Annotated in this window: 19 protein-coding genes and 1 pseudogene; 8 read left to right on the forward strand and 12 right to left on the reverse strand. The window is 45.4% G+C overall.

Annotated elements, in window-relative coordinates; genetic code table 11:
• Positions 1–330 precede the first annotated feature (330 nt).
• Positions 331–2502: a metallophosphoesterase gene (locus A136_RS06585; RefSeq protein WP_017064960.1), complete on the reverse strand. Its 2172-nt coding sequence runs from the start codon at positions 2500–2502 to the stop codon at positions 331–333.
• A 509-nt stretch (positions 2503–3011) separates the two neighbouring features.
• On the opposite strand from A136_RS06585, the gene A136_RS06590 reads away from it, so the two are divergent.
• Together A136_RS06590 and fghA are read left to right on the forward strand one after the other, a co-directional pair.
• Positions 3012–4160 (forward strand): S-(hydroxymethyl)glutathione dehydrogenase/class III alcohol dehydrogenase, encoded by a 1149-nt coding sequence (locus A136_RS06590; RefSeq protein ID WP_017064961.1) that lies wholly within the window; start codon positions 3012–3014, stop codon positions 4158–4160.
• Positions 4161–4314: 154 nt separating this feature from the next.
• Positions 4315–5154 carry an S-formylglutathione hydrolase gene (fghA, locus tag A136_RS06595; RefSeq protein WP_017064962.1) on the forward strand — a complete coding sequence of 280 codons (840 nt, stop codon included), beginning with the start codon at positions 4315–4317 and terminating at the stop codon, positions 5152–5154.
• Positions 5155–5231: 77 nt separating this feature from the next.
• Here fghA and A136_RS06600 read toward each other — a convergent pair whose 3' ends face one another.
• Positions 5232–6314 (reverse strand): pyridoxal phosphate-dependent aminotransferase, encoded by a 1083-nt coding sequence (locus A136_RS06600; RefSeq protein WP_017064963.1) that lies wholly within the window; start codon positions 6312–6314, stop codon positions 5232–5234.
• A 306-nt stretch (positions 6315–6620) separates the two neighbouring features.
• Here A136_RS06600 and A136_RS06605 point away from each other — a divergent pair, with 306 nt between their 5' ends.
• The gene (locus tag A136_RS06605; RefSeq protein ID WP_017061631.1) at positions 6621–7022 is read left to right on the forward strand and encodes a hypothetical protein; all 402 of its coding nucleotides are present in this window, start codon (positions 6621–6623) and stop codon (positions 7020–7022) included.
• Positions 7023–7208: 186 nt separating this feature from the next.
• A complete protein-coding gene (locus A136_RS06610; protein WP_017064964.1) occupies positions 7209–7946 on the forward strand; it encodes an NUDIX hydrolase in 738 nt (245 codons plus the stop codon).
• A 124-nt stretch (positions 7947–8070) separates the two neighbouring features.
• Here the strand turns inward: A136_RS06610 and exaC are convergent, their stop codons facing one another.
• Positions 8071–9591, reverse strand: a complete 1521-nt coding sequence (exaC, locus tag A136_RS06615) for an acetaldehyde dehydrogenase ExaC (RefSeq protein WP_017064965.1) — start codon at positions 9589–9591, stop codon at positions 8071–8073.
• A 327-nt stretch (positions 9592–9918) separates the two neighbouring features.
• Between exaC and A136_RS06620 the strand changes: the two genes are divergently transcribed.
• On the forward strand, positions 9919–11709 hold the full coding sequence (locus A136_RS06620) for a sigma-54-dependent Fis family transcriptional regulator (RefSeq protein ID WP_017064966.1): 1791 nt from the start codon (positions 9919–9921) through the stop codon (positions 11707–11709).
• Positions 11710–11724: 15 nt separating this feature from the next.
• On the opposite strand, the gene A136_RS06625 is transcribed toward A136_RS06620, so the two are convergent.
• The gene (locus A136_RS06625) at positions 11725–12576 is read right to left on the reverse strand and encodes a LysR family transcriptional regulator (protein ID WP_029235270.1); all 852 of its coding nucleotides are present in this window, start codon (positions 12574–12576) and stop codon (positions 11725–11727) included.
• Between the two features lie 112 nt (positions 12577–12688).
• Between A136_RS06625 and A136_RS06630 the strand changes: the two genes are divergently transcribed.
• Positions 12689–13336 carry a glutathione S-transferase family protein gene (locus A136_RS06630; protein ID WP_017064968.1) on the forward strand — a complete coding sequence of 216 codons (648 nt, stop codon included), beginning with the start codon at positions 12689–12691 and terminating at the stop codon, positions 13334–13336.
• Positions 13337–13479: 143 nt separating this feature from the next.
• Positions 13480–14922 (forward strand): N-acylglucosamine 2-epimerase, encoded by a 1443-nt coding sequence (locus tag A136_RS06635; protein WP_017064969.1) that lies wholly within the window; start codon positions 13480–13482, stop codon positions 14920–14922.
• 142 nt (positions 14923–15064) lie between these two features.
• Here A136_RS06635 and A136_RS06640 read toward each other — a convergent pair whose 3' ends face one another.
• The 3 genes from A136_RS06640 to A136_RS06650 form a co-directional block, all read right to left on the reverse strand.
• Positions 15065–16510, reverse strand: coding sequence for a sucrose-6-phosphate hydrolase (locus tag A136_RS06640; RefSeq protein ID WP_017064970.1), 1446 nt, complete (start codon positions 16508–16510; stop codon positions 15065–15067).
• On the reverse strand, positions 16507–17466 hold the full coding sequence (locus A136_RS06645) for an aminoimidazole riboside kinase (protein WP_017064971.1): 960 nt from the start codon (positions 17464–17466) through the stop codon (positions 16507–16509). The genes A136_RS06640 and A136_RS06645 overlap by 4 nt, the downstream gene beginning before the upstream one ends.
• A 195-nt stretch (positions 17467–17661) precedes the next feature.
• A complete protein-coding gene (locus A136_RS06650) occupies positions 17662–19101 on the reverse strand; it encodes a sucrose-specific PTS transporter subunit IIBC (protein WP_017064972.1) in 1440 nt (479 codons plus the stop codon).
• A gap of 234 nt (positions 19102–19335) precedes the next feature.
• On the opposite strand from A136_RS06650, the gene A136_RS06655 reads away from it, so the two are divergent.
• Positions 19336–20322 carry a LacI family DNA-binding transcriptional regulator gene (locus A136_RS06655; RefSeq protein ID WP_017064973.1) on the forward strand — a complete coding sequence of 329 codons (987 nt, stop codon included), beginning with the start codon at positions 19336–19338 and terminating at the stop codon, positions 20320–20322.
• Positions 20323–20456: 134 nt separating this feature from the next.
• Here the strand turns inward: A136_RS06655 and A136_RS06660 are convergent, their stop codons facing one another.
• The 5 genes and pseudogenes from A136_RS06660 to A136_RS06680 all read right to left on the reverse strand — a co-directional run bounded on the left by A136_RS06660 (position 20457) and on the right by A136_RS06680 (position 25787).
• Positions 20457–21830, reverse strand: coding sequence for a carbohydrate porin (locus A136_RS06660; RefSeq protein ID WP_017064974.1), 1374 nt, complete (start codon positions 21828–21830; stop codon positions 20457–20459).
• Between the two features lie 551 nt (positions 21831–22381).
• Entirely contained in the window at positions 22382–23308 is a 927-nt protein-coding gene (locus A136_RS06665; RefSeq protein WP_017064976.1) for an alpha/beta hydrolase, read from the reverse strand.
• 14 nt (positions 23309–23322) lie between these two features.
• Positions 23323–24660 carry a TonB-dependent receptor domain-containing protein gene (locus A136_RS06670; RefSeq protein ID WP_017064977.1) on the reverse strand — a complete coding sequence of 446 codons (1338 nt, stop codon included), beginning with the start codon at positions 24658–24660 and terminating at the stop codon, positions 23323–23325.
• 20 nt (positions 24661–24680) lie between these two features.
• Positions 24681–25211: pseudogene (locus tag A136_RS06675) on the reverse strand (LysR family transcriptional regulator); the annotation flags it as partial.
• A gap of 168 nt (positions 25212–25379) precedes the next feature.
• Positions 25380–25787 carry a hypothetical protein gene (locus tag A136_RS06680; protein ID WP_017061620.1) on the reverse strand — a complete coding sequence of 136 codons (408 nt, stop codon included), beginning with the start codon at positions 25785–25787 and terminating at the stop codon, positions 25380–25382.
• Between the last annotated feature and the right edge of the window lie 100 nt (positions 25788–25887).

Here is a 25887-nt window from a genome sequence, read left to right on the forward strand (position 1 = left end):
TGCGTTTTAGGTAATAGAGAAGTCGCGACAACTTCAAGCACAATGGCAAGTGACAGCATCACTGGTGGTGGGAGAGATAGAAGCATGTTCGAGTCCACAACAATAAAATACGGTGCTCAGAATATTGTAGTTTTATTTCCAATTCATGCGATTTTCAGTAAGCAATTATTATGACGTACCCTAAAAACTCTTAACCAAAAAACTCAATGAATATATCTTAGATAACTCATCCTTATATAAAATAAAAGAGCCCGCTAACTCATGGCTAACAGGCTCTTTTGCAATCGAGCAACTAAGGTGTTTAGTCTTTTAAAAACAAAGCCGTAACGCTTAGTTTACTGATGTAGAGTCTCTTAAAATATCGCGCTTAACTTCACCTTTCAGATCAGTCAGGGTTTGTTGGTCGATATCAATCAAGAAGTGGTCACTCGCTTGACCTGTTGCGAATTTTTCAAGAATCACGAACAAGCTACCGAAACGAGAGCGGAACACCTCTCCGACTGTATATTGGCCAAGATCGCCCAGTTCTGAATCCACGGTGCCGTCAAACTCAGCAAGCTCACGGCTTAGCAGTTCGTATTGGCGCAGTTGTGTTTCACCGATATCACGGAACGCCAGTTCGTCTGCGTTACGTAGTCGGTAGAAATCTGTCGCTAGTAGCTCACCGCTCCACTCTGCAAAGTCAGCTAAGCTTAACCCCTCAGTAGATGCCAAAAACTCAGCTTCTACTTTGGCTGCCTGCCAATCTTTCTGGAACTGTTCCTCATTAACGACACCATTTGCAGTACAGCCTTCAACTGGATAACCCAACTTGTCGGCTAATTGACAAACCGTGAACTGCGTTTCTAGTTGAGACATGATCATCATCTCTTCGCCATTCATTTCCATGATCATAGCGCGCATCTCTAACGGCCAGTCACCCGGCAGGAAGCGTAGACGTGTTAGTTCGCGGATGTGCCAATCGGTCAGTTCGTAGTAGCTCTCTGAATTCAGAATATCTTTGTTCCAGATTTTCGCTTGTGCTTCTTCGTCATCGCCCGCGCTTGCAGTTAAGTACGCATGCTCTTCTTCATAGTGACTAAACAACTCGTTATAACGTGCCACTTGGTCAATCACTACGGTTTCGACTTCGATTTGGTTATCAGGGCGAATGTTCAATAGCTTGTAGGCCGGAATATAACCCGCTAGCGATGGTGCTTGAATATTAAAGAGTGTGTGCTGTACACCATCGATATTGAAGCTCTTCTTACCCGTATCGTTAAAGTGCATGTGGCCACCAACGTGGATATTTAGGCCAGTAGCAGCTAATGCTCGGCTAGTATTGTCATCCGGCTCACGAGCCAGTTGATGGCTTCCTTCACCAAACAGATCCTCAATCTCTTCAGAGGCACCGTTGTAGAAATCTGTCATTGGGAAGTGCGAGAAGGAAACAAGCGTCTTATTCTGTTCTTTCGCTGCTTTTACTACATCAGAGATCCAATCGATCACGTGTTCTTTGTGGGTCAGCATCATGTTGTAGCCAGCACTGCTTGAACCATCGAACGTGTTTCCATCGACAGAGCTATCAGACGAGTTTTCTTTCGGGCGATAAACATTTGCGTCAATGGCCAACAGCCACAAGCCTTTGACTGGCTCGACTAAGTAACTGGTATCCGGCACTTCAGAACAACTTGAGTAGCCATTCTCTTTATAACTACCACCTGTTCCTTCATAACAGATCTCGTACATGCGCTTATCAAAAGCTGCTTCTTCTTTCGCTAATTCATAGCTGTAATTGGTACGAGCTTGCGCACTGCTATAAGGGGTTTCAAAGTAGAGATAATCTTGCTGAGGGTAGAAGCCGTGAGTACCAAGGATACTCATGATCTCTTCATAGCCCCACTCACGCACTTCTTCAGTACAGATGGTTGCTAGGTTATCGCCGTCACCGGGAATAGTTGTCCACTCATCTTCATAGCCAACACACTCTTCTTTACCGCGACTATAAATACGTTGGTTCTTGCCCCCTTCACCTAAAAAGTCGGACTTACCCGCAGGGATAGTAAATGGCCTCACTGGATCGTGGTTGCCTGGGGCGGCGAAAAACTCAAGGCCGTACGTGTCGCGATAGTGATCAAAAATGCTAACTAAGCCACGCATATGAATCGGCTGGCCGTCGTCACTGAAGTCACCCGGCAGGGCTACGTATTTCACGCCACGCTCAACCACATCATCAAGCGCTGCGATCATCGCAAAGTAGTTTTCATTGAACAGACGAGTAGAGTTCATCTGCGACTCCATCGTTCGAATTGTCGCATACTCACCACTATCTGAGTTGTAGAGCCCAGCAAACGAACCGTCTTTAAAATCACCGTAAACGTCATGAAAATGGATATCAGGCATGAATGCGACTTGCACTGCACTCTCTAGATTACCGCTGTCGTCACTTGGCGAACTTGAATTACAACCCGCTAATGTGGCAGCTATCAAGCCTGACAGTACGGTCAATGTACTCTTTTTCATTTTCTCTTCCCAAAAAGTTAGAACTCAAAATTTGGCGAGGAGATTAAGTGAGAAAAATGACACTATTGTTTCTGATATCTTACAAAACGTCGTATGCAGAGTGCTTATGCGACCTTGCTTCAATCCTTAAAATTCAATTGATTAGCCAGCATCACAAGCGTCAATGATTTGATAATACAAATCAGATGAAAGTATACAAACCATCACACATCGAGCAACCGAACATCAATGGTAGCAATGCATTCAAGCGGTTCAAGAATGTCAGTCCTTTCCTAAAAGTGGCTTGTTGGTCTCAAGGTTTACGACCACTAAGTCGGGCAGACCCCTAATACCAATTATTACAAATACGTAATAATCATTTTCTATTTAAGGGGATTATCAAAACTCGCACTCACACCTATACTAGCTCCAACAAAACGAGAGAGCGGAAACAATTAAGCTCAACTACGCTTAACGGGTTGAATTTAATTGCACAGTTATCCGCTGTACTGACATATAGGAAACATCCAATGACAATCGAAATTAAACCTGGTCAAACGCATATCAAATCAAAAGCAATGGTTGCATGGGCAGCTGGCGAGCCACTAAAAATGGAAGAAGTTGATGTACAACTTCCTAAAGCTGGTGAGGTTCTAGTTCGCATCGTTGCTACTGGTGTTTGTCACACTGACGCATTCACATTATCAGGTGACGATCCAGAAGGTATCTTCCCTTCAATTCTTGGTCACGAAGGTGGTGGTATCGTTGAGATGATCGGCGAAGGCGTTACAAGTGTTGAGATTGGCGACCACGTTATCCCACTTTACACAGCTGAATGTGGCGAATGTAAGTTCTGTAAATCTGGTAAAACTAACCTATGCCAAGCGGTTCGTGAAACGCAAGGTAAAGGCCTAATGCCAGACGGTACAAGCCGCTTCTCTATCAATGGCGAAACAATTTTCCATTACATGGGTTGCTCTACTTTCTCTGAGTACACAGTACTTCCAGAAATATCTCTAGCGAAAGTAAGCAAAGAAGCACCACTTGAAGAAGTTTGTCTTCTAGGTTGTGGTGTAACTACGGGTATGGGCGCGGTACTTAACACAGCTAAAGTTGAAAAAGGCGACAACGTTGCTGTATTCGGCCTAGGTGGTATCGGTCTTTCTGCAATCATTGGTGCTCGCATGGCTGGTGCTGACCGCATCATCGGTGTTGATATCAACGAGAGCAAATTCGAGCTAGCAAAACAGCTTGGCGCGACTGACTGCATCAACCCAACTAAATTCGACAAGCCAATCCAAGACGTTATCGTTGAGATGACAGACGGTGGTGTTGAGTACTCTTTCGAGTGTATCGGTAACGTAAACGTGATGCGTCAAGCGCTTGAGTGCTGTCACAAAGGTTGGGGCGAATCAGTCATCATTGGTGTTGCAGGTGCTGGCCAAGAGATCGCAACTCGTCCATTCCAACTAGTGACTGGTCGTGTATGGCGTGGTTCTGCTTTCGGTGGTGTTAAAGGCCGCTCTGAGCTTCCAGAAATCGTAAACCGTTACATGGCGGGTGAGTTTGGTCTTCAAGAGTTCATCACTCATACAATGGGTCTGCAAGACGTAAACGAAGCATTCGACCTAATGCATAAAGGTGAATCTATCCGTACTGTTCTACACATGGATAAGTAACACATCTTGGCCTCGATTCTTTCGAGCATCGAGGCCACAGCTACAAATGAATAGCAACAAACTGTCTTCACCACCTCCTGCCCGGTGGGTGGTGAAACTTTATGTAATATAGACAAATTTACTCCCAAACCATCAACCTAACGGAGCACAATAGATGACAATCGAAAACATTAGCCAAGCAAAGGTTGCTGGTGGTTGGCACAAACAATACACCCACTTTTCTGCAACGCTTGACTGCAACATGCGTTTTGCGATTTTCTTGCCACCTAACGCAAGCAAAGAAAACCCAGTTCCTGTTTTGTATTGGTTGTCAGGCTTAACCTGTACCGATGAAAACTTCATGCAAAAAGCCGGCGCTTTCAAAGCCTCGGCTGAGCAAGGCATCGCGATTGTTGCACCAGACACTAGCCCACGTGGCGAAGGTGTTGCCGACGATGAAAATTACGATCTCGGCCAAGGTGCAGGCTTCTATGTGAATGCCACTCAAGCGCCATGGGACAGCCATTACCACATGTACGATTACGTGGTAACAGAGCTCCCTGCATTAATTGAGTCGTTCTTCCCTGTTACATCCGTAAAATCGATTTCTGGTCACAGCATGGGCGGACATGGTGCCCTAACGATTGGCATTAAAAACGAAGATAGCTACCGTTCTATCTCTGCATTCAGCCCAATCACCAACCCAATGCAATGCCCTTGGGGACAAAAAGCCTTCAACCAATACCTAGGCTTGGATATTGAAGAGTGGAAACACTACGATGCCTCTGAGCTTCTAAAAACCAAAGGCACTAAACTGCCAATGTTGGTCGACCAAGGTGAAGCCGATAACTTCCTGATTGAACAGCTTAAACCTGAGCAATTAGTCGAAGCCGCTAAGGTAACCAATGCCGATTTAGATCTACGTATGCAGCCTGGTTACGACCACAGCTACTACTTCATCTCTAGCTTTATTGATGAACACATTGAGTTCCACGCTGCTTACTTAAACAAGTAGCCAGATGAATTTAGCCCGCACTTTGTAAACGCAAGGTGCGGGCTTTTTTATGCCTACTGATTTTATAACGGTTGCTTTTATAACTGCTTAATACGCTGCTTTAACGCTTCTAAATCTATATCATTGCCAACAATTCGTAATCGAACATACTCTTCAGTCATCGCGTCGCACGTAATAGCAAAATTGACACCCGAACATGTCTTGATACCGATACTCTCAAATAGCTTTGAAAGGTGAGTTCCTCTCTTTTTCAACAACATAATGGGCGTCGATATTGACGTGCCAACCACCTCAATATTGTTCTCAGACAACAAGCCGATCATTTGCTGCTTAAAGTATTCAGTTTTGCTGCGGTTCATTTCTAAGAAGTGTTTTGCATTGGGTAAGGTCGCCGATGCGATTTTTATTGAGGGGTAAGTCGGCGTAAACACACTCACCGCAGCTTCGATTGCAGAAGTCAGGTTTTCACTGCTGGCTAAGTAACCGAGTCGAATCCCAGCGAGCCCTAAACCTTTAGAAAAGGTTCGTAAAACTATTAAGTTGTCCAAGACTAAGGTCTGATCGAGCATAGACTGCTCAGGGGTCAGGTATTCACCATATGCCTCGTCGACAATCAAAATAGCGCCAGAACGCTCACATACTCTCGCTATCTCGACCAGATAAGCTCTGTCGTAGATTCGACCCGTTGGGTTGTTGGGATTATCGATATACACCAAGGCAGGATTTTGACTGCTTATTTTTGATGCCAACACACCGAACAGATCCGACTCGTTTTGATAATCAAACATGTTGATGGACTGGTACTTCCCGCCCACCAAAGTGAACTCTGATACTGCTTCAACAAACTGAGGGCCAATGCCTATCATGGTGCGATTGTTGTGATCGATAAGTTTATTGAAGATAAGTTCTAGCGCCCCAAGAGAGCCCGTGGTGTACGTAATACGACAATCTTCAATCCCAATAAACTGGCGAGTCAGATAAGTCAGCTCCGAAAGCTCCCTGTGGCAATAGTACTTATCAATACCGTAGATAATATCTTTGATCACATGTTCAGGAATTTCTGGTGCGCCAAATGGATTGGAGCCAAGTGAACAATCGATACGAAATGAGTGATCGACATAAGAATGGTATTCGCCACTTAACCGTGGATTTAAATGCATAAGAAAACGCTCAAAAAATATTCATGCGCTATTCTTATCGTACTGAATTTTATCTATATAGGTCATTTCGCGACAGTTCTTCGCCTTGTTTCGAGAGACTGGTTAAAAACCAAGATTGGTTCAAATAACGAATTCTCTTAAGCCATAATCAAGAGTTAAGCACTCGTGTTTACATTTCGAGTTAACCGAACCGCTTTCTTTGCGCTAGATTAAGCTGAGATAAGATAGGGTAATAACAGAGCTTGCATCTTTACTCTCCCTAGTTACCATAGCCCCATTAACATCCCCCATATTTTGAAGGTTGCTATGAAAGCAATTAAGACTCTTTTCTTCCTGATGGTTTTATTGAGCGGTCTGTTTACCGCTTGGCTGTTTATTCCAATTCCAGCGACCATGGACAAGCAAACGCTCGACGTTCCATTAACGGAACCATTCAAGCTTGTTGCGTATCGCAGCAACCCGAATGATGCGAGCAAGCCGCTGACTTACCACTACTATGTGATTTCAGATGTGGTTGGTGTAGACGACATGGACCCATTCCTGATTACCACGGACCAGTTCGTGAAGCTTGGCGAATTCGACGAGAACACATTCAACCTGACGGTTAACGGTAAGATTGATAGCTACACCAACGATTTGTGGATCAAGAAATCTGATGGCAAGCTTCAACACTGGTACGTGAGTATTAACGCGAACTATATTCGTTAGAGTCGAATCTAAATAGACCTCATTTCAAAACTGCGCTTTGGCTTCCAAGCGCAGTTTTTGTTTCTAACCTCCCGCTTTACAAGCAAAGAAGATCCCACAAGCCATGCAGGTGTTATAAGCCCTTAAGATGTTATAAGCTCAGACTATGCTCGACGCCCAATAAATCAAAATAATAAAGGATCACCCGTGGAATTTACGCTCGACAAATTTAACGGCATCATCATCGACCCAGCAACAGCCCCTCACGATGTTGACTCATTCAATGCCGAACTCAGCGAGATCACCGAATTTTCAAAGCAGAATAGCAAAGGCATTATTTGGATTAGCTTGCCTATTTCACTCTCGCACCTTATCCCTGTAGCGACTGAGCTTGGCTTTGTGTTTCACAACTGCTTAGAAGACGAGATTACGCTGATCCACAAATCCGAGATTGTAGAGTTTGTGCCTTTCATTCCGACCCACACCTTGGGCGCAGGCGCCTTGATCACTAACGAACACAACCAAGTGCTGATGATTAAAGAACACGGCATGACGGGCTACAAGTTACCGGGCGGTCATATTGAGTTGGGTGAAGGCATTGAAGAATCGGTGGTTCGAGAAACCTTGGAAGAAACCGGTATCAAGGCAACGTTCGTTTCTGTGGTTGGCATGGCGACAAGACACCCGTATCAATTCGGTAAATCAAACCTCTACTTTATTTGTCACCTTATCGCTCAAACTCAAGAAATTGCGATTCAAGACACTGATGAAATTGCAGAAGCTAAATGGATAGATGTTGAAGAATATATTAACAACCCCGACAGCTACCCGTTTAACCGCCAATTGGTCGGCTCTTTGATAGGCAAACAAGGATTAGAACTTACCCAACTAGAAGGCAACTATGGTCCAGTCCACAAGCCAGAGGTCTTCTTTTCGAATAACTAGATCACTTCAAACATAAAAACGCCAAGCTCATAAGAACTTGGCGTTTTGCTTTTCGTTTATGTTTTTATTTAAACCAACTCGCTGTTAGTGACTTCCTAATACACTGCTCTAGAGCCTATCTATTTTAGAAAAAGCCTAAAGGATTCGTATCGTAGCTGATCAGCAGGTTCTTGGTGTTTTGGTAGTGATCGAGCATCATCTTGTGTGTCTCACGTCCGATGCCCGATTTCTTGTAACCACCAAATGCGGCATGTGCTGGATAAGCGTGGTAACAGTTCACCCAGATACGGCCGGCTTCAATGCTGCGTCCCATGCGATACGCGAGGTTTGCATCACGTGTCCACACGCCTGCACCCAAGCCATATTCGGTATCGTTGGCGATCTCTAACGCTTCTGCTTCGTCTTTAAACGTCGTCACCGCGATAACAGGGCCAAAGATCTCTTCTTGGAATACACGCATCTTGTTGTGCCCTTCCAACATAGTTGGCTGGATGTAATAACCATTACCGAGATCATCAGATTGCTGCGCAACTTCGCCACCTGTCAGCACTTTAGCGCCTTCTTGGCGACCGATTTCTAGGTAGCTCAGAATCTTATCGAACTGCTCTTTTGAAGCTTGTGCGCCAACCTGAGTATCAGTATCTAGCGGGTTACCTTGTTTAATAGTTTGAGCACGCTCGACCACCTTGGCGATGAACTTGTCGTACACCGATTCATGGATCAGCACACGTGATGGACAGGTACACACTTCACCTTGGTTGAAGAACGCCAGCAACATGCCTTCGACACACTTATCAAGGTATTCGTCTTCATGGTTAAAGATGTCTGGGAAGTAGATGTTTGGAGACTTACCGCCAAGCTCAACCGTTGATGGAATCAAGCTTTCAGCGGCACATTTCAGGATGTGGTGGCCGACTTCTGTCGAACCGGTAAATGCCAATTTCGCCAAACGATCGCTGGTTGCTAACGCTTGACCCGCTTCACTACCAAAACCATTGACGATGTTGACTACGCCTGCAGGTAGAAGATCAGCGATCTTCTCCATCATCACTAAGATCGATGTCGGTGTTTGCTCCGCTGGCTTCATCACAACACAGCAACCCGCAGCCAGTGCTGGCGCCAATTTCCAAGCCGCCATTAAAATCGGGAAGTTCCAAGGAATGATCTGCCCCACCACACCGATGGGTTCTGGGAAGTGGTAGCTCGCGGTGTTTGAATCTAGCTCGGCTGCGCTGCCTTCTTGCGCCCGAATACAGCCTGCAAAGTAACGGAAGTGGTCAACAACTAACGGGATGTCTGCCGCTAGAGTTTCACGCACAGGCTTGCCGTTTTCCCACGTCTCCGCCACCGCGATTTCTTCTAGGTGCGCTTCAATGCGATCGGAAATTTTAAGTAGGATATTGGAACGTTCTGTCACACTGGTCGCAGCCCAACGAGCACGAGCCGCATGCGCCGCATCGAGTGCCAAGCTAATGTCTGCCTCTGTTGAACGTGCCACTTGGCAATACACCTGACCATTCACTGGGGAAGTGTTATCAAAATACTCGCCGCTGACAGGCTTCACCCACTCGCCACCGATAAAGTTATCGTATTGAGCTTTAAAGTTCACCACTGCGTTGTCACTACCCGGCTGTGCGTAAATCATAGTTAGATCCTTCTTCGATTTGATATTCGTTATTGAGCTAGAGCTGTCTTATTTTTGTGGCGGCTCCCCTTGAGAAAAGAACTCATGGCGAGACGCCCATGTTTATGCTTTCTGTTTAAAACACTGATACTTCGTGTTTTCTTCACAACAGTAACAACGCAAATCACACGCGAGAACTTCAAAACTTGTTGTTAATAAATTGTAAAACTATGATTACCAAACGTTTACAACCCAAAGTGAGTTGGCATTGAACGGACGTATGGAAACCACTCCAGTGTTCAACTGTTCCAAATTGGTACACCCTCACTGTTACGACATGGAACAGTCATGCACCTTCAACAAGCAAACACCTCAGATTGGCTTTCGTCCTCTTGGCACCGCAGCACAGAAGCGGGTCTAAAACAGAGACGACTTCCTGAAGACATTCGCCTACCACAATCGATTCTTAAGCAGCGACGTCATCAATCGGCTGACTTGATCCACATCGTCGAACGCAATGCGCTGCCTTTGTTCAACCAGATGTTTGCTCGTACCGACAGTCGTTTGATTCTGACCGATATTGAAGGGGTGATTCTGGCGAGTTGGGGACAGGAGCGGTTTAAGGAGAAGCTGACATCAATTGCACTCAGCTCAGGAGCGTGTTGGCAGGAACAACTTAAGGGCACCAACGCGATTGGCACCGCGATTGTTGAAGCTAAACCCGTGACCATCATTGGTGAGCAGCACTTCATCCACCAGCATCGATTTATCAGCTGTTCAGCAAGCCCTGTGTTTGATCACCAAGGGAACATGGTTGGCGTATTGGACATTACCAGTGAGCAGCAACAGCACGACAGTTCGGTGCAGCTACTGGTTCAAAATATGGTTCAGCTTGTTGAAAACCAGCTACTGAGCCACATCCCACAAGGCACCACTCGCATCGACCTCGCATATGAGAAATCGTTATTACACAGTGGTTGGCAAGGGATTGTAATAGCCAATGAAGCTGGGGAGGTGGTGGCACACAATCAGGTCGCCTCTCAACTATTGGATCAAACCTCGATCGTCGGTGAGAGTATCGATACCCTCTTCAACCGAACCTCATTAGACACGCCTTTTGTATTTGAGAAACAACACCTCAAACAACCAACCACCAAACGCACGCGCTCCATTTCAGCATCGTGTGATTTGCACCATGGCGAGCAACAAATCGAACACGCTTGGCAGCAAGCCAACAAGGTAATCGATAAAGGGATCAGTTTGTTGATCTTAGGAGAAACAGGAGTTGGCAAAGGCGAGTTTGTTAAAGCGCTGCACAAGCAAAGCCAGCGTAAGTCTTCGCCCTTGGTAGCGGTAAATTGTGGCGCGCTGCCTAAAGACCTTATCGAATCTGAACTGTTTGGTTACGCGCCGGGCGCCTTTACGGGAGCAAGCCACAAGGGCTTCCAAGGTAAGATCCGTCAAGCAGATAAAGGGATTCTATTTCTAGATGAGATCGCCGACATGCCTTTAGAAGCTCAGTGCCGACTACTGCATGTTCTGCAAGACAAATCCGTGGTGCCAGTTGGTTCTAATCAAAGCTATCAAGTCGATTGTCAGATCATCGCTGCCACACATAAAAACCTAGAACAGTTAGTTGCGACAGGAGAATTTAGGCAAGATCTCTATTACAGACTGAACGGATTAGCCTTCACCTTGCCGAGCCTACAACACCGACAAGACAAACACGCATTAATCGAGCACATTCATCGTAAATACGCCGAAGACGAACAGACAATCTGCCCGCACTTAATGAGCTTACTGTGCGCCTATTCTTGGCCGGGCAATATCCGCGAATTAGACAACTTACTTAAGGTTGCTGCTCTATTAGCAAGTGATGAACCCCAACTCACACTCGAGCATGTGCCCAGCCACCTTGCTCAACATCTCACGTCATTAGCACACGATAATCAGCATCAACTCACGCCTCCTAATACCACCAAAGGTACAGCTAATAACGATTTAAGAAGTACCGTTGAAGAAACCTTGCTGCAAACCTATCAAGCCAACCAAGGCAACATAAGTAAGACTTCGAGAATACTCGGTATCAGCCGCAATACCATTTATCGAAAATTGAAAAGCTTGGGAATCCTCCAATAGGAAGATGAACCTAAGCTACTCAGAACCCAGCTCCACAAGTTGATTGAGCACTTCTTTATCCAATACCGGGTGATGCTTACTCGCTAGGATCAGCACAATATCGACCGAAGGCAACGGCGGCATATCATCAAGAATTTTCAAATCTGAAGTCACGCTTAGCTTACCCATCGCACCAATCGCTAATCCTGCTTTCACGATTGCACGCTGCGCTGAAGCGGTATTGCTACACGCCAATAACTGATAAGGCGTGCCCTGCTTGGTTAAGCCATTCACTGCCGCTGCGTGGTACTTACAATCGGTCTGAAACAAGGCTAGTGGGACTGGTTTAGACTCATCGAATGCATAGTCAGGGCTGCTTATCCAAACACCCACATCATGTGTAAGCCAGTAACCCTCTTCACTATCAGGCGCTCTGGTGACAATCGCCGCATCTAAACGGCCATCATCTAACCACTCTCTGAGGTTAATACTTGGTAGGCTAAATATTTGAATGGAACAGGTAGGTTCTGCTTGCTGTAACAGGCGAATCACTTTTGGAAGAATGGTGTCGTTGTAGTCTTCAGGGCAGCCGAGTCGCAGAGGTTGTTTGTCTTCATAACGCTTTACTTGCTTGAGGGCGGTGTTGTGGAGGGCGACCAACTGTTCGGCATGAGAACGCAGCGCTAAGCCAGCTTCAGTCAGTATTAAATTACGTCCTTCTTTCTGGAAAAGAGTGACGTTGAGTTCTTCTTCCAACTTACGCATCTGAGCACTGAATGCCGATTGGGTACGATTTATCTGTTTCGCTGCACGAGTGAAACTACTGGTTTCCACAAACGCGAGAAAGCCTCGCAAAGCATCAATATCCATATTGAAATACCCACCCATCGTTTTTATTAATGTATTGCATCAAAATTATCCGTTAGTGCTCCGCAATACAATCCCCTAAGCTCAAATGCATACCCCTAAATACATACCCACTAAACGCAAGGAAGCAACTATGCAGCTTTATATTGGAAACCAGAACTACTCAACTTGGTCATTGCGCGCATGGCTAATATTCGACAACTACAACCTGAATGCAGAAATCATCAAGCTCAAGCTATTCACGTCTGACTTTTACGACACACTAGCTTCAGTGACACCAACAGCCAAAGTTCCAACTCTGGTTGATGGTGACGTTGCGGTGTGGGATTCACTGGCGATTCTCGAATACGTTAACGATGCCTATTTGGACGGTGCAGCGTGGCCTAGCTCAGTGAAAGAACGCGCCCATGCCCGAGCAATTTCCGCCGAGATGCACTCTGGGTTCTTTGCCGTCAGAAATGAAATGCCGATGAACTGCCGCGCACAACGAAAGCTCACACTGAGTGAAGACGCACTGAAAGACATCGCTCGTATTGATGCAATATGGTCTGCACAAATGGAACAATACCCAGAGGGATGGTTATTTGGTGAATGGTCGATTGCCGATGCGATGTTTGCACCCGTCGCATTGCGCGTAGAAACCTATGGAATACAACTTTCCGAAAAGGCATCGCAGTATCAACAACGTGTGCTGAACAGTCCATCAATACAAAAATGGCTGGCAGAGGCAAGCTTAGAAACCGATGTGGTTGAAGAAGATGAGGCGGGCAAGCCAGTATAAAATACAAGACACCCTTCCAAAGCTCACTAGTCTGTGAGCTTTTATCTAAACCTTATTAATTTGGTCGATTGTGATCGCCTAATCACAATGTGCAGATGTGATTGTTTATATTCAAAGAAATTCAAATAGTTAAGATAAACATCATGTTACGAGCAACGATCGCATTACTCAGTATTACTAGCTTCGCCGTATCTGCCAACGCCCATCTTCCTTCTGGAGAAGAGTGGCTCAACCATGCGACTGAAGGGCTTGCACCTTATTGGTTAATGCCTAGCGCTCAAGGAGAACCGGTAGGAAACTTCCCTACTTTCCGCTGTGATGACGGTACCTTGCTCGATGTTTCTGATGTGTGCCATGAACTAAACAAAGGCTGGATCACGCCACACTTTGGCAAAGAGTTTACGCGGATGAAGTCACGTCAAACTTATGCCTATGGCGTGCTCTACCACCTTAGTGGCGATAAGCAGGCTTTAGCGCTTGCCAAGCAAGGAGCCTACTACATCATTGATCAGCTAGAAGATAAGCAAAACGGCGGCTTTATCGGCTACACAAAAGAGGGAAAAGTAGGCCAAAATTGGCAGCAGCGTACTTCTCAAGATCAAGCGTATGCATTAGTTGGCCTTGCCATGTACTACTACCTGACTCAAGACAAAAAGGTAGAAGAAGCACTCATCGCACAACAAGCTTTTATCTTTGATAAATATCGACTTAGCGACAACAGCGGTCTTGCTTGGGTACTTGCGGATGGTGAAGATGGCAAAGCCACACAGCGTGAACTGGTCGCGCAACTTGATCAGATTAACGGTTATATGCTGTTAGTCGCTCCCCTGCTAACAGAGCCCACCAAGACAAGATGGCTTGATGATCTAAGTTGGCTGACACTAACCATGGTCGAGCACTACCACTCTGAAGATGAACAACGCTTCTACGGGGCCATTCACAGCAAAGCCGCCAAGATGCCGAATGCTAATCACAACGATTTTGGGCACACCATCAAAGCGTATTGGATGACTTACCTTACAGGCCAAACATTGAATAACTCTGAATGGAAAGAGTTTGGCATCAAAGGGATGAAACACACTCTCGTTCATGCGCAATATCAGAAAAATTTCGTGAGTGTATCCCAATATTATGGCGAAGAACTTCAGAAAGCGTGGAAAGGACAAGAGATAACTGTCTGGCAAAGCAGACCAAACACAAATTGGGCTTCATCATGGGAATGGGCGGAGCTTGATCAAGCAGCAATGACGGTTTCACTTGTCGATGATTCAATGAAAGACGTCCTGCAATACACCCTACCCACTTTTCATGATGTATGGGTCGACCATAAATACGGCGGTGTCGGGCTTGAGCCAAAACGCACCAAAGCTTTCCATTGGGGCAACGGTTATCACCAGTTTGAACATGCGCTGATTGGCTATCTATACGCACAGCAAGTTGACGCGAAGCCAGCAGTATTGCATTACGCAAGGCCGACCAACAGCGAGATGCCAATGGAACCGTATTACTATCAAGGCGATGTGGTGGAGCTATTGAATAAAGATGACGGAACGCAGAAGGTCAGTTTCAATAACATTCGACCTTAGCGTTGGTTGTTTGTTCTAAATGGACTTGAGATTCAGGGCTACGGGGAATGGACAAGGTCAAAGAGTTAGCACAATAGTGATGTCGCAGACCAAACAAAAGCCGCTGTTGATCAGCGGCTTTCTTGATGGAGATAAGCGGAGGTTAGTTGTCCAACCCTTTAATTGGGTTCATCGAGTGATAAACGGTGTTCACGTCACCAGTCATCGACAATGAACTCAAGTCATCAATGAAGAAACGGCTGGTCATTGTGTGCTTACCGCCATTGATAAAGATTTCGATCACTGACTTATCAACATAAACCTCGATGATTTGCTTGGTGCTCAACCTCGGTGCTTTTCTCACTGAGCCAAACTCTTCCGCGTAGAGCTGAGACATCTTACTGCGATCAAGCATGAACTCCTTTTCTGTAGCACTGAATACGATGTTATCACCCGCAACGTTAGTAAGTGTAAACTCAAACTCGTCAGTATCCGTTTCGAGCTCAACCATGAAGCTGGTTGTATCCAATTCAAGAGCATTTTCAACCACCACAGCTTCACCCTGTAGCGCTTTCAATTCAGGTAAAGCAGACTGAACAAGATAGCCATCTTGGATTTGAAGTTCGCGTGGTAACGACAACATGCCCGCCCACTGATACTCATTAGATGGTGTATTAATCTCAGGCAGACCAATCCAAGCAATCAGAATACGGCGGCCTGTATCATCTAAATAAGTCTGTGGTGCATAGAAATCGAAGCCATAATCTGGCTGCGCAATATCTTGGTGGTTTTCCAGTTCTACCGAATCGAGATTTAGGCGGTCACCGACGATATAAGCCACCGAGTAGATATTTTTGAAATCGTATGGATTTTCGCTAGACACACCTTGTGGAGAAAACAGCATCACCGACTGATTCTCTATTTCAAAGAAATCTGGGCATTCCCACATATAGCCAAGGTTGTTGTAACGAGTTTGAATTGGACCTTTGTGCTGCCAATTCATCAGGTCTCGGCTGCAATATAGCGCCATAGAGCCAGTATTTTGAGGCGTTTGAGCACCCACAACCATCAGATAATCGCCGCCCTGTTTCCACACTTTTGGGTCTCGGAAATGTTCGGTGTAGTGATCGTTTTCGATAACCACGCCGTGCTTTTCTATTTTGCCGTCAGCAGACATCTTGGCAAAACATTGAGTTGGCACTCGCAACCAATTTCCATCGCGCTTGTTACCTGTAAAAAACAACAATGCATTGTCGTTTTCAACCAATGCACCACCAGAGTAAACACCGTGAGAGTCGTAATCTTGGTCTGGGTGCAAGCCAATGCCGTGGTCTTCGAAATGAACGAAGTCTTTGGTAGAAAGGTGGTACCAGTACTTCATACCATGGACGGGGCCAACTGGCGTCCATTGGTAAAATAGGTGGTGTTCACCATTAAAGAAACACAGACCATTCGGATCATTAAGCAGACCAAACTTAGGCGCAATATGGTAGCTTGGATAGCCAGAGTCTTGTTTGCGAAGCTCTACCATCGCATCAATACTCTCTAGAGAAATATCTTCTATACGGCGATATCTTTGCTCTACTGTCCAGTTCGAGTTCAAACTCATACACTCTCCTCTACGGCATTCGTATTTGAAGAGTCTTTTTGAATAAACTGAGTAAGAGCTTCTTGCGTTGGAAGTGCGGTCATTGCGCCTTTTTGCGTGGTCGCCAGTGCACCACACCCATTCGCCCACTGAATTGCAGAATCGACGACTTGTTGATTGTTCCACTCATCATCTTGAGAAAGCTTTGCAAGCAAACCGCCAACAAAAGCATCGCCTGCACCCGTGGTATCCACTGGCGTCACTGAGCGACCTGAAATCAACACACCTTGGTTTTCAAATACTCGCCAAACGCCTTTCGCGCCCTGCGTAACCAGAACAAGCGTGTTGTTAAGATCTGCAATGTTAGCCAAACCTTGTTTCATCGAAGTTGAATCGGTTAAGAAATCCAGTTCTTCTTCTGAGAATTTAACCACATCCGCCAATTCAACCGCTTTCATGACCACAGACTTAATTTCAGATGGGTTTTGCCACACTTCATCACGAAGGTTTGGATCGAAGCTGATGTAACCGCCCGCGGCTTTCATACGTCGGATCGCTTCGAAGGTACTGCTTCGGCTTGGTTCATTAGCCAAAGAGATTGAGCAGACGTGCAGCCACTCGTTTTTCTTAAATTCGGGAATGTCTTCAACAGACATAAACTGGTCGGCACTTGGCTTAACCATAAACGTAAAGCTACGCTCGCCTTGGTCATCAAGATCGACCACCACGGTTGACGTGCGTTGTTCAGGGTCCTTCACCAAACGCTCGGTATTCACACCTTCCTTTTGCAGAGTCACTTCCATAAAAGTGCCAAACGGATCGTTACCCACTCGGCCAAAAAATGCGCTTTTGCCTAAAAGGCGAGAAATCGCTACCGCGACATTAGCAGGCGCACCGCCCGGACATTTCAATAATGTCGCGTCAGTCTCCGGAATGAGGTCGACGACGGCGTCTCCAGTTACCCAAACTTGATTCATCTTTCTTACCTTAAAACTGAAAATCATGACAACCGAAAGCGATGGCAATCGAAAGCAGTAGCAACCAAAAGCAAGGTGACACTTCACGCTGTCATGTAAAAATATAAAAAGGCTAGCTAAGCCAAATCACCTAGCTAGCACCCCAAAGCTTAGGAAATGAAGTGAAAAGGGGGGCTTCACTTCTAGGGAGAAACGTTAAGCTGTTGCTTTAATGTTTTGCTTGCTGCGCTCGCGCAGACCTAAAACAACGGTCAGAGCAAAGGCAGTCACGAACGCGATAATCATACCTACCACGTAGTAGCCAATCTTTTCTGGTGATATTGAGATGATGCCAGGAATACCCGCCGCACCCAGTGCTTGTGCTTTCACATTGAACATCGTGATAAACGCGCTTGAAATCGCAGCGGCACAAACCGCAGCAATGAATGGATAGCGAAGCTTCAAGTTCACACCGAACATTGCAGGTTCAGTAATACCAAGCAAGCCAGTCACACCAGAAGGAATCGCGATACCTTTCATTTTCTTATCTTTACTCATGAAACCAACCGCCAGTGCCGCTGCACCTTGTGACACGTTAGACATCGCCGCGATAGGGAAGATGAACGTACCGCCAGTCGTTGCGATATCCGCAAGCAGCTGAGTTTCAATAGCAATAAAGCTATGGTGCATACCAGTAATAACAAACGGCGCATAAATCAAACCAAACACCGCACCGCCAATGAAGCCAGCACTGTTGTATAACCAATTTAGGCCGTCACCAAGCAGGAAGCCGATATCACGAGTAAATGGACCAACAATCGTGAATGTTAACAAACCAGTTATGAAAATCGCCAATAGCGGCGTTAGCAAGTTATCCAGAACCGAAGGAATAACTTTACGCAGCCCAAGCTCAACTTTCGCTAGAATAAACGCAGAAACAAGAACGGGTAGTACTGAACCTTGATAGCCTACTTTCTCGATTTCGAAACCTAAAATGTTCCAAACCGGAATGCTGCCCGACACTGATGCGCCACCGAAGCCCCAGCCGTTAAGCAAGTCTGGGTGAACCATCAACATACCTAAAGCCGCGCCAAGGTATGGGTTACCACCAAACTTCTTACTCGCTGAAAATGCTAATAAAATAGGTAAGTACACAAAAGGAGCATTAGCAAATGTATTGATCATGTTTGCTAAGTCGGTCAAACCCGGATTAGCGTCGATTAAAGATTTGCCATCAATGAATAAGCCTTGAGCCGTCAATAGGTTGTAGATACCCATCAACAAACCACCAGCAACAATCGCCGGAATGATTGGTACAAAAATATCAGACAGGCCTTTCACCGCGCGTTGCAGGATATTTTGGTTGTCAGCACCTGCAGACGCCACATCGTTGGTCGACATTTCCGTCATTTCAGTCAGCTTAGCCAACTCAGCATAAACTTGGTTTACGATGCCTGAGCCAAAGATGATCTGATATTGACCTGCCACTTTAAACTGGCCCTTAACCCCTTCTAGGTTATCAATCGCCTGTTCATCAATTTTATCTTGGTCTGCAACCGCAAGACGCAGACGAGTCGCGCAGTGTGCGAGTGCGGTGATATTACTTTTACCACCTAATAGAGAAAGCAGCTCTTTTGCTATTTTTGGATAATTCATTACATACCCCATTGGATTATCATTTGAGCTTTTGAATTTTCGGGAACGTTTGCAAAACAAATTTTTGCCTAGAAATAACAAATGATCAAAGATAACTGCTCAATAGTGTGAGAATGATCTTCAAATTATCTCCCTAGGATAAGAAGACAGGGTTAAAATCCCCTAATAACAGGTAAATTTGATGCTCTGTTTGCAAACAATCCCAAAACTAAAATTACAATTGGATAATGAATAATGGCTAGTCTTCATGATGTCGCTCGTCTCGCTGGAGTTTCCAAGTCGACGGTTTCAAGAGTAATCAATGATGAGTATGGCGTAAAAGACGCGACCAAGGTGAAGGTGCGTAAAGCGGTTGAAGAGTGTGGCTATCTCCCAAACCAAGTCGCTAAAGACTTAAAGTCCCAAAAAACCAACCTGGTTGGCGTGATTGTTCCTAGGGTTTCTTCCCATGCCACCTCTCAGGGTGTCGATGGTTTAACCGCCGTATTAGAGCAAGCGGGCAAGCATGTATTATTAGCGAGCACACACCAAACACACAATAAAGAACTTGAATATATTCAGATATTTAACCAGAGGCGTGTTGAAGGTATCATCCTGTACGCGACCCACCTCGACAACCAATTAGTCAAAGCGATTCAAAGCTCTGCCGTACCCGTGGTATTGGTTGGTCAAGACGGGTCAATGTTTAACATCCCAAGCATTGTGCACGACGACACTCGCGTAGGGTTTGAAGCGGGTAATCGCCTCATAGCGAAAGCTTGTAAGCATATGGGATTCATCGGTGTGCAAGGTGATGATATTGCGGTTGATAAGATGAGATCGGAAGGCTTCGCTCAATCGCTTCAATTTAACGACCTCACACTGCAATTTCACGCCCGTGGCGACTTCACCATAGAATCAGGTTACCAACTGGCGAAGCAGTATCTCAAGGAGCACACCAAGCTCGACGGCCTATTCTGCGCCACTGACCGTATCGCAATCGGTGCGATCAGAGCCATTCAGGAAGCGGGGCTCGTTCCAGGAAAGGATATATTGGTGCTCGGTGTAGGTGACGATGAGCTCGCTTCAGTATGCACACCAACGCTGTCTACGTTTAACTATGCGTTTGATAAAGCGGGAGAAAATGGAGCCAAGCTGCTACTCGACCGTATTGAGAAAAAAGGCTTTGAAATGAGCAAGATGGTGTTGACCTTCACCACTATTGACCGAGAGTCTTGCTAGCGATTTATTTCAGAGATCAGGTTATCCCAAGATAAAAAATGCCAACCTTCGAGTTGAAACGATAAGGTTGGCATTTGCTGATGCGACTATCACATCATGAGTAACACTCTCTATCTAAACGATATATCAAGCAATTAGAACCAAGTTTCCATCTGCAGTGCAAACAGAACCTCGCCGCCCTCTCCCATCGTTGCAGCATCTGCTTCAGTGCTGATCGAGTAACCATTTAGGTCTTCACTCCAATCCACATAGCTCACAGCGAAACGCAGTTCTGGTCGGTCAAAGAAACCAGTGCTAGTTGAAAGCTTGAGTGTTGGTGCAACTGTCGCTTTGTAGAAACCGCCGCTCGCTTGCTCTGTCGAGTTGTCTAAATCCATGTATTGCAATGAACCTTCGTAAACCATCTCAAAGTTATCTGTGAACTCTTGAGCTAATCGAACGTTTAAAGAAGCCCATGTGAACTCGTCATTCTTCTTCAAACGGTCTTGGCTATGCTCTGCCATTAATGCAGGTGCTAAGCGCCAGTTGTCGCCAATGCGAGTGACACCGTAGCTAAACAGGCGAACGGCTTTCGCGTCATCCAGTAGATCACCATTTGAACCGATGCCTTTTAGCTCTGCACCTAGGCCACTACCCACTAACATACCCGTTTTAGAGAAGCCTTCGCTCAGACCAAAGAAGTTGTCTCCATGGTACGCAAACATTGCGTGTACACCGCTTTCAGCTGCGCCATTTAGGCGGCTATCGTTGTCTGCTGAGGTCATACCGCTCAACATCACTTGCCATTGGCCAATACGGTTATTCATGGTTGCAATGTAGTTTTCTACATCTGTTGACGAGCTATCAATCTCACCAAAATCTCGGCCATAAATAGAGAAATTCGCTTTCCAGTTGTCGCTCATCTGAACGTCATAAACGCCCGCACCAGTACCTGATAAGAAGACAATATCCGAATCGAAAAAGTGAATATCAAAGTTGTCGCGATCGAATCGTTTACCCGCCCAAAACGTTGCTTCAGAAAACGCTTCAGATTCAGAGAACATGCTCAGACGGTTCAGTTCTGAATACACTTGTCGCACATTCAACTGGCTTTCGCTGGCAGTCCACTCGTTATTTGTCTCAGTACTGTCGGCCAACATGATGCGAAACAAAGCACTAGAGCCATCGTCTGCAAATCGCTTATGAATCAAGTTCGCTTCAACGTAATGATCATCTTCAACACCAAGACGTCCAATTGGAGCTCCAATGGCACCCGCCGCTGTCATGTAAGGACCAGTACCTGTCGCGCCGTTTAGGTCGTCGTTGATCAATAACCCAGAGCGAGCATAGCCGTGAAACTCAAACGAAGAAGCCTTTTCATTGGCCTCGGTAGAGACCTGCTCTGTTTGTGCAACCCTTTGTTCTAATTCATTAATACGTTGCTCTAATGCTGCAACGTCTTCACTTGCTAATACCGATGTAGTCATTAGCCCCATTGTTACAGCAACCGCTAAAATGTGTCGTTTCATTCTGATGTTCTCACGTTAATTGTTTTGGATTATCTGCAAACGTTCCCAAAATAATTCGTAAGCACATTTCGGCTTATACTTTTGATGTATAAGCTCTATATCGAAGAAGAAATAGAAATCAGTCGTGTTGATTACTTCACTTTTGTATCTGAGTGGATGATAGATCGATAATTTCGGGAACGTTACCGAAAATGCATAATTCTGATAACTTTGTCACAAGTGAAATTGATTAATGGGCGAAAAATAGTGTATCGCGCACATTGAAGCCTTTATCAAGGTCGTCGATAAGCTAGAGTCAGTTACGAACAAAGCGTGATGAAACACACAATAACCACAACCTTTAACTGATGAATAACTCGATTATCGAAGGTGAACACGGTTTTGTTCGATCTAATAAATGACGATCGAATCATAAAAGGGAAGTTAGAAATGAATCCAGATACTTATGAAAGCTTCCAATAAAAAAGCCAAGTTGAACCTTAGTGATCAACTTGGCTTTAAATGGCTCAATGAATGCTTTCTAGCGCGTTGTAACGTCACAAAAGTAGAGATTATTTAATTGGATAATGTCGCTTTAAAAACGCAATCACATGCGGTACATACTTATCGGTATCAAAAATTGGAGCACTATGACCAACACCCTCCTCGATAAACAGCTGATTCTCAATGCCGTACTTGTCCAAAGCATGTTTGAGGATCTGGCTTTGCGCTAAAGGCACTCGCTTATCCAGTGTTCCATGGAACTGAATGTAAGGCGGAGCATCACTGTTTATATAACTGGTCGTTGAAGCTTGTGCCGCTAGCTCTGGTACTTCACTCGGGATATCACCTAAAAAGCGTGACACCGACGACTTTTTACTGGTTGGTCTGTTCCCTTTATTACCTAGTTCCAGCAGGTCCGTCGGGCCAAAAAAGCTTACAACTCCAGCCACTCGATACTTAGGTTCTGAGTAAAAGCTAATGTCACCGTACGTATTACTTGCGCCGACCAATCCCGCTAAATGACCACCAGCTGAACGCCCCAGCATAACCACGTTATCGGCGGCAAGATTGTACTTGTTAGCATGGTCATGAAGATAGTTAATAGCATCATTAATATCCGCGACTGGTTTTGGGAAAGTTGCTTCGCCACTTAAACGATAATCGACCGCAGCCAACGCATAACCTTCATCCAAAACAGAATTAAGCAACAACGGGTTTTTAGTCGGAATATCGTCTTTAGTGCCACGCTTCCACGCACCGCCATGTACCCAAACGAGCAACGGATATTTTCCATCAACCTTTGCTTCTGTTTTGGGAAGGTAGAGATCAAGCTTGATCTCTCGTGCTTCTACCGTCTTAAACAAGATGTCCTTTTCTACTGTGTATACCGCATTAGCATTAGCATTAGCATTAGCATTAGCATTAGCATTAGCATTAGCATTAGCAGCCGATAATCCAACAAATGAAAGCATCAGTAATTTTGTTATCTTTTTCATTATGAACCTCTTATCTAGAATGACGCTTCTGCTGCTAACCAGTAACGACGACCATCTTCAACGTAGCCAAACTCTTCGTAATCGGTTTGTTCATCAAATAGGTTGTAGATACCAGCCATCACCTTAAGGTTCTTTTGCACATACCAGTTGGCACCTAAGTCAACATAAGTAATTGATGGCGCTTCGTATTGTGTTTTTGAACTACTCGTTGTCGGTTCTGACTCTTTGCCACGGTATGTCACTCGTATCCAAGATTGGACATCATCACGTACTTGCCAATCTGCATTTACGGTAGCTAAATGCTCAGGAATTTGCGTTAGTGGCTTACCCTCATCTTCACCGGACTGCTTCTCAGTATGTGTATAGGTATACGTCGAACCGACAGAAATCGCCTCGGTAATGCCTTTATTTATCGTGTATTCAGCACCGTAAGTAATCGCGTCTTCAATGTTCACGTAGGTAGAATCACAACCACGTCGGCCACAGTTAGTGCTCAGCTCTTTCTTGTCGATCTTGTCTTTAAAGTCACTGTAGAACACGGTGAAGTTCGAGCTTAAATCGGCATCGCCAACAAAGTACACGCCCATTTCACTGTTCACTGACGTCTCGGCTTTTAGATCAGGATTACCGTAAACCGAGCAGTCGCCACCACAACTTTCTTGCGCCCAACCCGCTTCCATCTCAGTTAAGCCTGGTGCTCGATAACCCGTTGAAACACCGCCTTTCACTGTCCAATATGAGTCGACACTCCACACACCATAAACGCGAGGGCTCAGATGAGACTCGAACACGTCATTTTGATCAAATCTGAGGCCAGTTGTTAGAGCAAAAAAATCGGTGATGTACCATTCATCTTCCGCAAACAGTGACCATTGGTTATTTTTGAAGACATGATCTTCTGCAGAATCTGTCAGCTCCTGACGTGTATAGTTGAAGCCGATAGTTAGGTAGTGCGCCTCAAGCACAGGCATAGACCATTGTGAGTTCAGAGTCAGGTTTTCCACTTCCATTTCTCCGCCTTCATTCTCAACCGTTTCATTGTTGATGTATGAAGTGCCCGAGCCCCAGTCGTAGTTGCCTGAGTGAGATAGGCCCAATGATTGACGATTGTTCACACGCTCAGAATCTGTGGTTTTCGATTTTCCATCCGTCGTCACTCGTTCTTGATCGTGATAGGTGTAATCAAACGAGAAAGTATCGTCATCCGTAGGCGTCAAGTGTAGTGCGCCACGGTAACTCTCTAATGTTTTGCCTCCGTATCCGTAAAGAATCTCATCTTCCTTACGCTCTTGATATAAACTAGAGAAAGAAGCACTCAACAAGCCATCAATAAGAGGGCCCGCTAGATGCACTTGGCTTTGATATGAATTGCCCGAGTCTGAGTTCTCTTGCAGTGTTGTTTCGCCACTGTCATACGATAGATATTTTGCTCAGCAGAAGGCGGCTGATGCGAAGATAAGGCAAAGTGCACATCACCTGCGACCAAGGCTTCGAAATGACGCTTGGGCGCAGAATCTAAACTCACGATCATGTTCGGCGCTTCTTTGCGGATCTTAGCGATCACCTTGGGCATTAAGGTATTAATTTGAGGCAGTAAGCCATAAAATTTCACAGTACTATCAACCTTGCTTGGGTCAAACGACTGCTTATGAACCAACTTTTCCAGGTTAGTAATAACGGTGTTGATATCGTCTTTAATCGACTCTGCTTTTGGGGTCAGCTCATAGCCATACTTCTTACGTACCAGCAGCTCATCATCAAAGAAGGTACGCATTTTTTGTAGCGTACGACTTACCGAAGACTGGCTCATGTTCAGAGACATTGCGGTATTAGAGACGTGTTTTTCTTCGAGTAAATGCTTAAGAACGAAAAGAAGATTCAGATCAATCTGGGAGAGGTTCATGAGTGCGTCACCAAAATAATGAGGGCATCGTTGAGACAATACGCCGCGCTCAAACCACGGCAATGCATATCAATGATTGGGGTTCAAGATACCGAGTTAACGGCTCTGCGAGCATGATTTAAAGTTCAATAGAAAAACGACTAAATCAAAAAATAGAAATAGAGATCGCTACTTTCTCTTCCCCTGCTCCACCAACTTTTCATTCCATGCCGTATTGCCGTCACGCTTAGTCACGTCATACTCTGAACAGAACTGAGATATGGTCATATTGTTATCGCCAGTGGCAAGCTTGAGAGCCAACTGAACTTGTTGAAGCTTGCTTTGCAGTCGCAAGATTTGACCAGCATTTGGGCTTTTCTCTTTGGCGTATTTTAAAGCCGCATGCTTACGTTCTGCCGCGCCCGCTCGGCGATCTGCTTCTGATAACAGATACTTGAGTTGAGCAACACTCTTGCCTTTCTTGAAGGCAGGATCAAGCAACTCAACGCATTCATCAAACGATGGATCGATAACGTATGGGTCAACTTTATGAGCTTGTTGGCGCATCCATTCGAGTGCGAGTTTTTCATCTGACATAATTACATCTTTACCAAAGAAACAGCCCTATATGGTATCGCTCAATAGCAAACCGCTGCAATAACAAATTGAGTGACTTTACGCCTTTTTACACTGTGCC

The organism is Vibrio crassostreae 9ZC13 (genome assembly GCF_000272045.2).
Taxonomy (GTDB): Bacteria; Pseudomonadota; Gammaproteobacteria; order Enterobacterales; family Vibrionaceae; genus Vibrio; species Vibrio crassostreae_C.

What these genes read in the sequence shown, in the direction of transcription:
- A136_RS06585 (WP_017064960.1), bottom strand. Translation starts at nt 2,502, where the DNA reads ATGAAAAAGAGTACATTGACCGTACTGTCAGGCTTGATAGCTGCCACA.
- A136_RS06590 (WP_017064961.1), top strand. Translation starts at nt 3,012, where the DNA reads ATGACAATCGAAATTAAACCTGGTCAAACGCATATCAAATCAAAAGCA.
- fghA (WP_017064962.1), top strand. Translation starts at nt 4,315, where the DNA reads ATGACAATCGAAAACATTAGCCAAGCAAAGGTTGCTGGTGGTTGGCAC.
- A136_RS06600 (WP_017064963.1), bottom strand. Translation starts at nt 6,314, where the DNA reads ATGCATTTAAATCCACGGTTAAGTGGCGAATACCATTCTTATGTCGAT.
- A136_RS06605 (WP_017061631.1), top strand. Translation starts at nt 6,621, where the DNA reads ATGAAAGCAATTAAGACTCTTTTCTTCCTGATGGTTTTATTGAGCGGT.
- exaC (WP_017064965.1), bottom strand. Translation starts at nt 9,591, where the DNA reads ATGATTTACGCACAGCCGGGTAGTGACAACGCAGTGGTGAACTTTAAA.
- A136_RS06620 (WP_017064966.1), top strand. Translation starts at nt 9,919, where the DNA reads ATGCACCTTCAACAAGCAAACACCTCAGATTGGCTTTCGTCCTCTTGG.
- A136_RS06625 (WP_029235270.1), bottom strand. Translation starts at nt 12,576, where the DNA reads ATGGGTGGGTATTTCAATATGGATATTGATGCTTTGCGAGGCTTTCTC.
- A136_RS06630 (WP_017064968.1), top strand. Translation starts at nt 12,689, where the DNA reads ATGCAGCTTTATATTGGAAACCAGAACTACTCAACTTGGTCATTGCGC.
- A136_RS06635 (WP_017064969.1), top strand. Translation starts at nt 13,480, where the DNA reads ATGTTACGAGCAACGATCGCATTACTCAGTATTACTAGCTTCGCCGTA.
- A136_RS06640 (WP_017064970.1), bottom strand. Translation starts at nt 16,510, where the DNA reads ATGAGTTTGAACTCGAACTGGACAGTAGAGCAAAGATATCGCCGTATA.
- A136_RS06645 (WP_017064971.1), bottom strand. Translation starts at nt 17,466, where the DNA reads ATGAATCAAGTTTGGGTAACTGGAGACGCCGTCGTCGACCTCATTCCG.
- A136_RS06650 (WP_017064972.1), bottom strand. Translation starts at nt 19,101, where the DNA reads ATGAATTATCCAAAAATAGCAAAAGAGCTGCTTTCTCTATTAGGTGGT.
- A136_RS06655 (WP_017064973.1), top strand. Translation starts at nt 19,336, where the DNA reads ATGGCTAGTCTTCATGATGTCGCTCGTCTCGCTGGAGTTTCCAAGTCG.
- A136_RS06660 (WP_017064974.1), bottom strand. Translation starts at nt 21,830, where the DNA reads ATGAAACGACACATTTTAGCGGTTGCTGTAACAATGGGGCTAATGACT.
- A136_RS06665 (WP_017064976.1), bottom strand. Translation starts at nt 23,308, where the DNA reads ATGAAAAAGATAACAAAATTACTGATGCTTTCATTTGTTGGATTATCG.
- A136_RS06680 (WP_017061620.1), bottom strand. Translation starts at nt 25,787, where the DNA reads ATGTCAGATGAAAAACTCGCACTCGAATGGATGCGCCAACAAGCTCAT.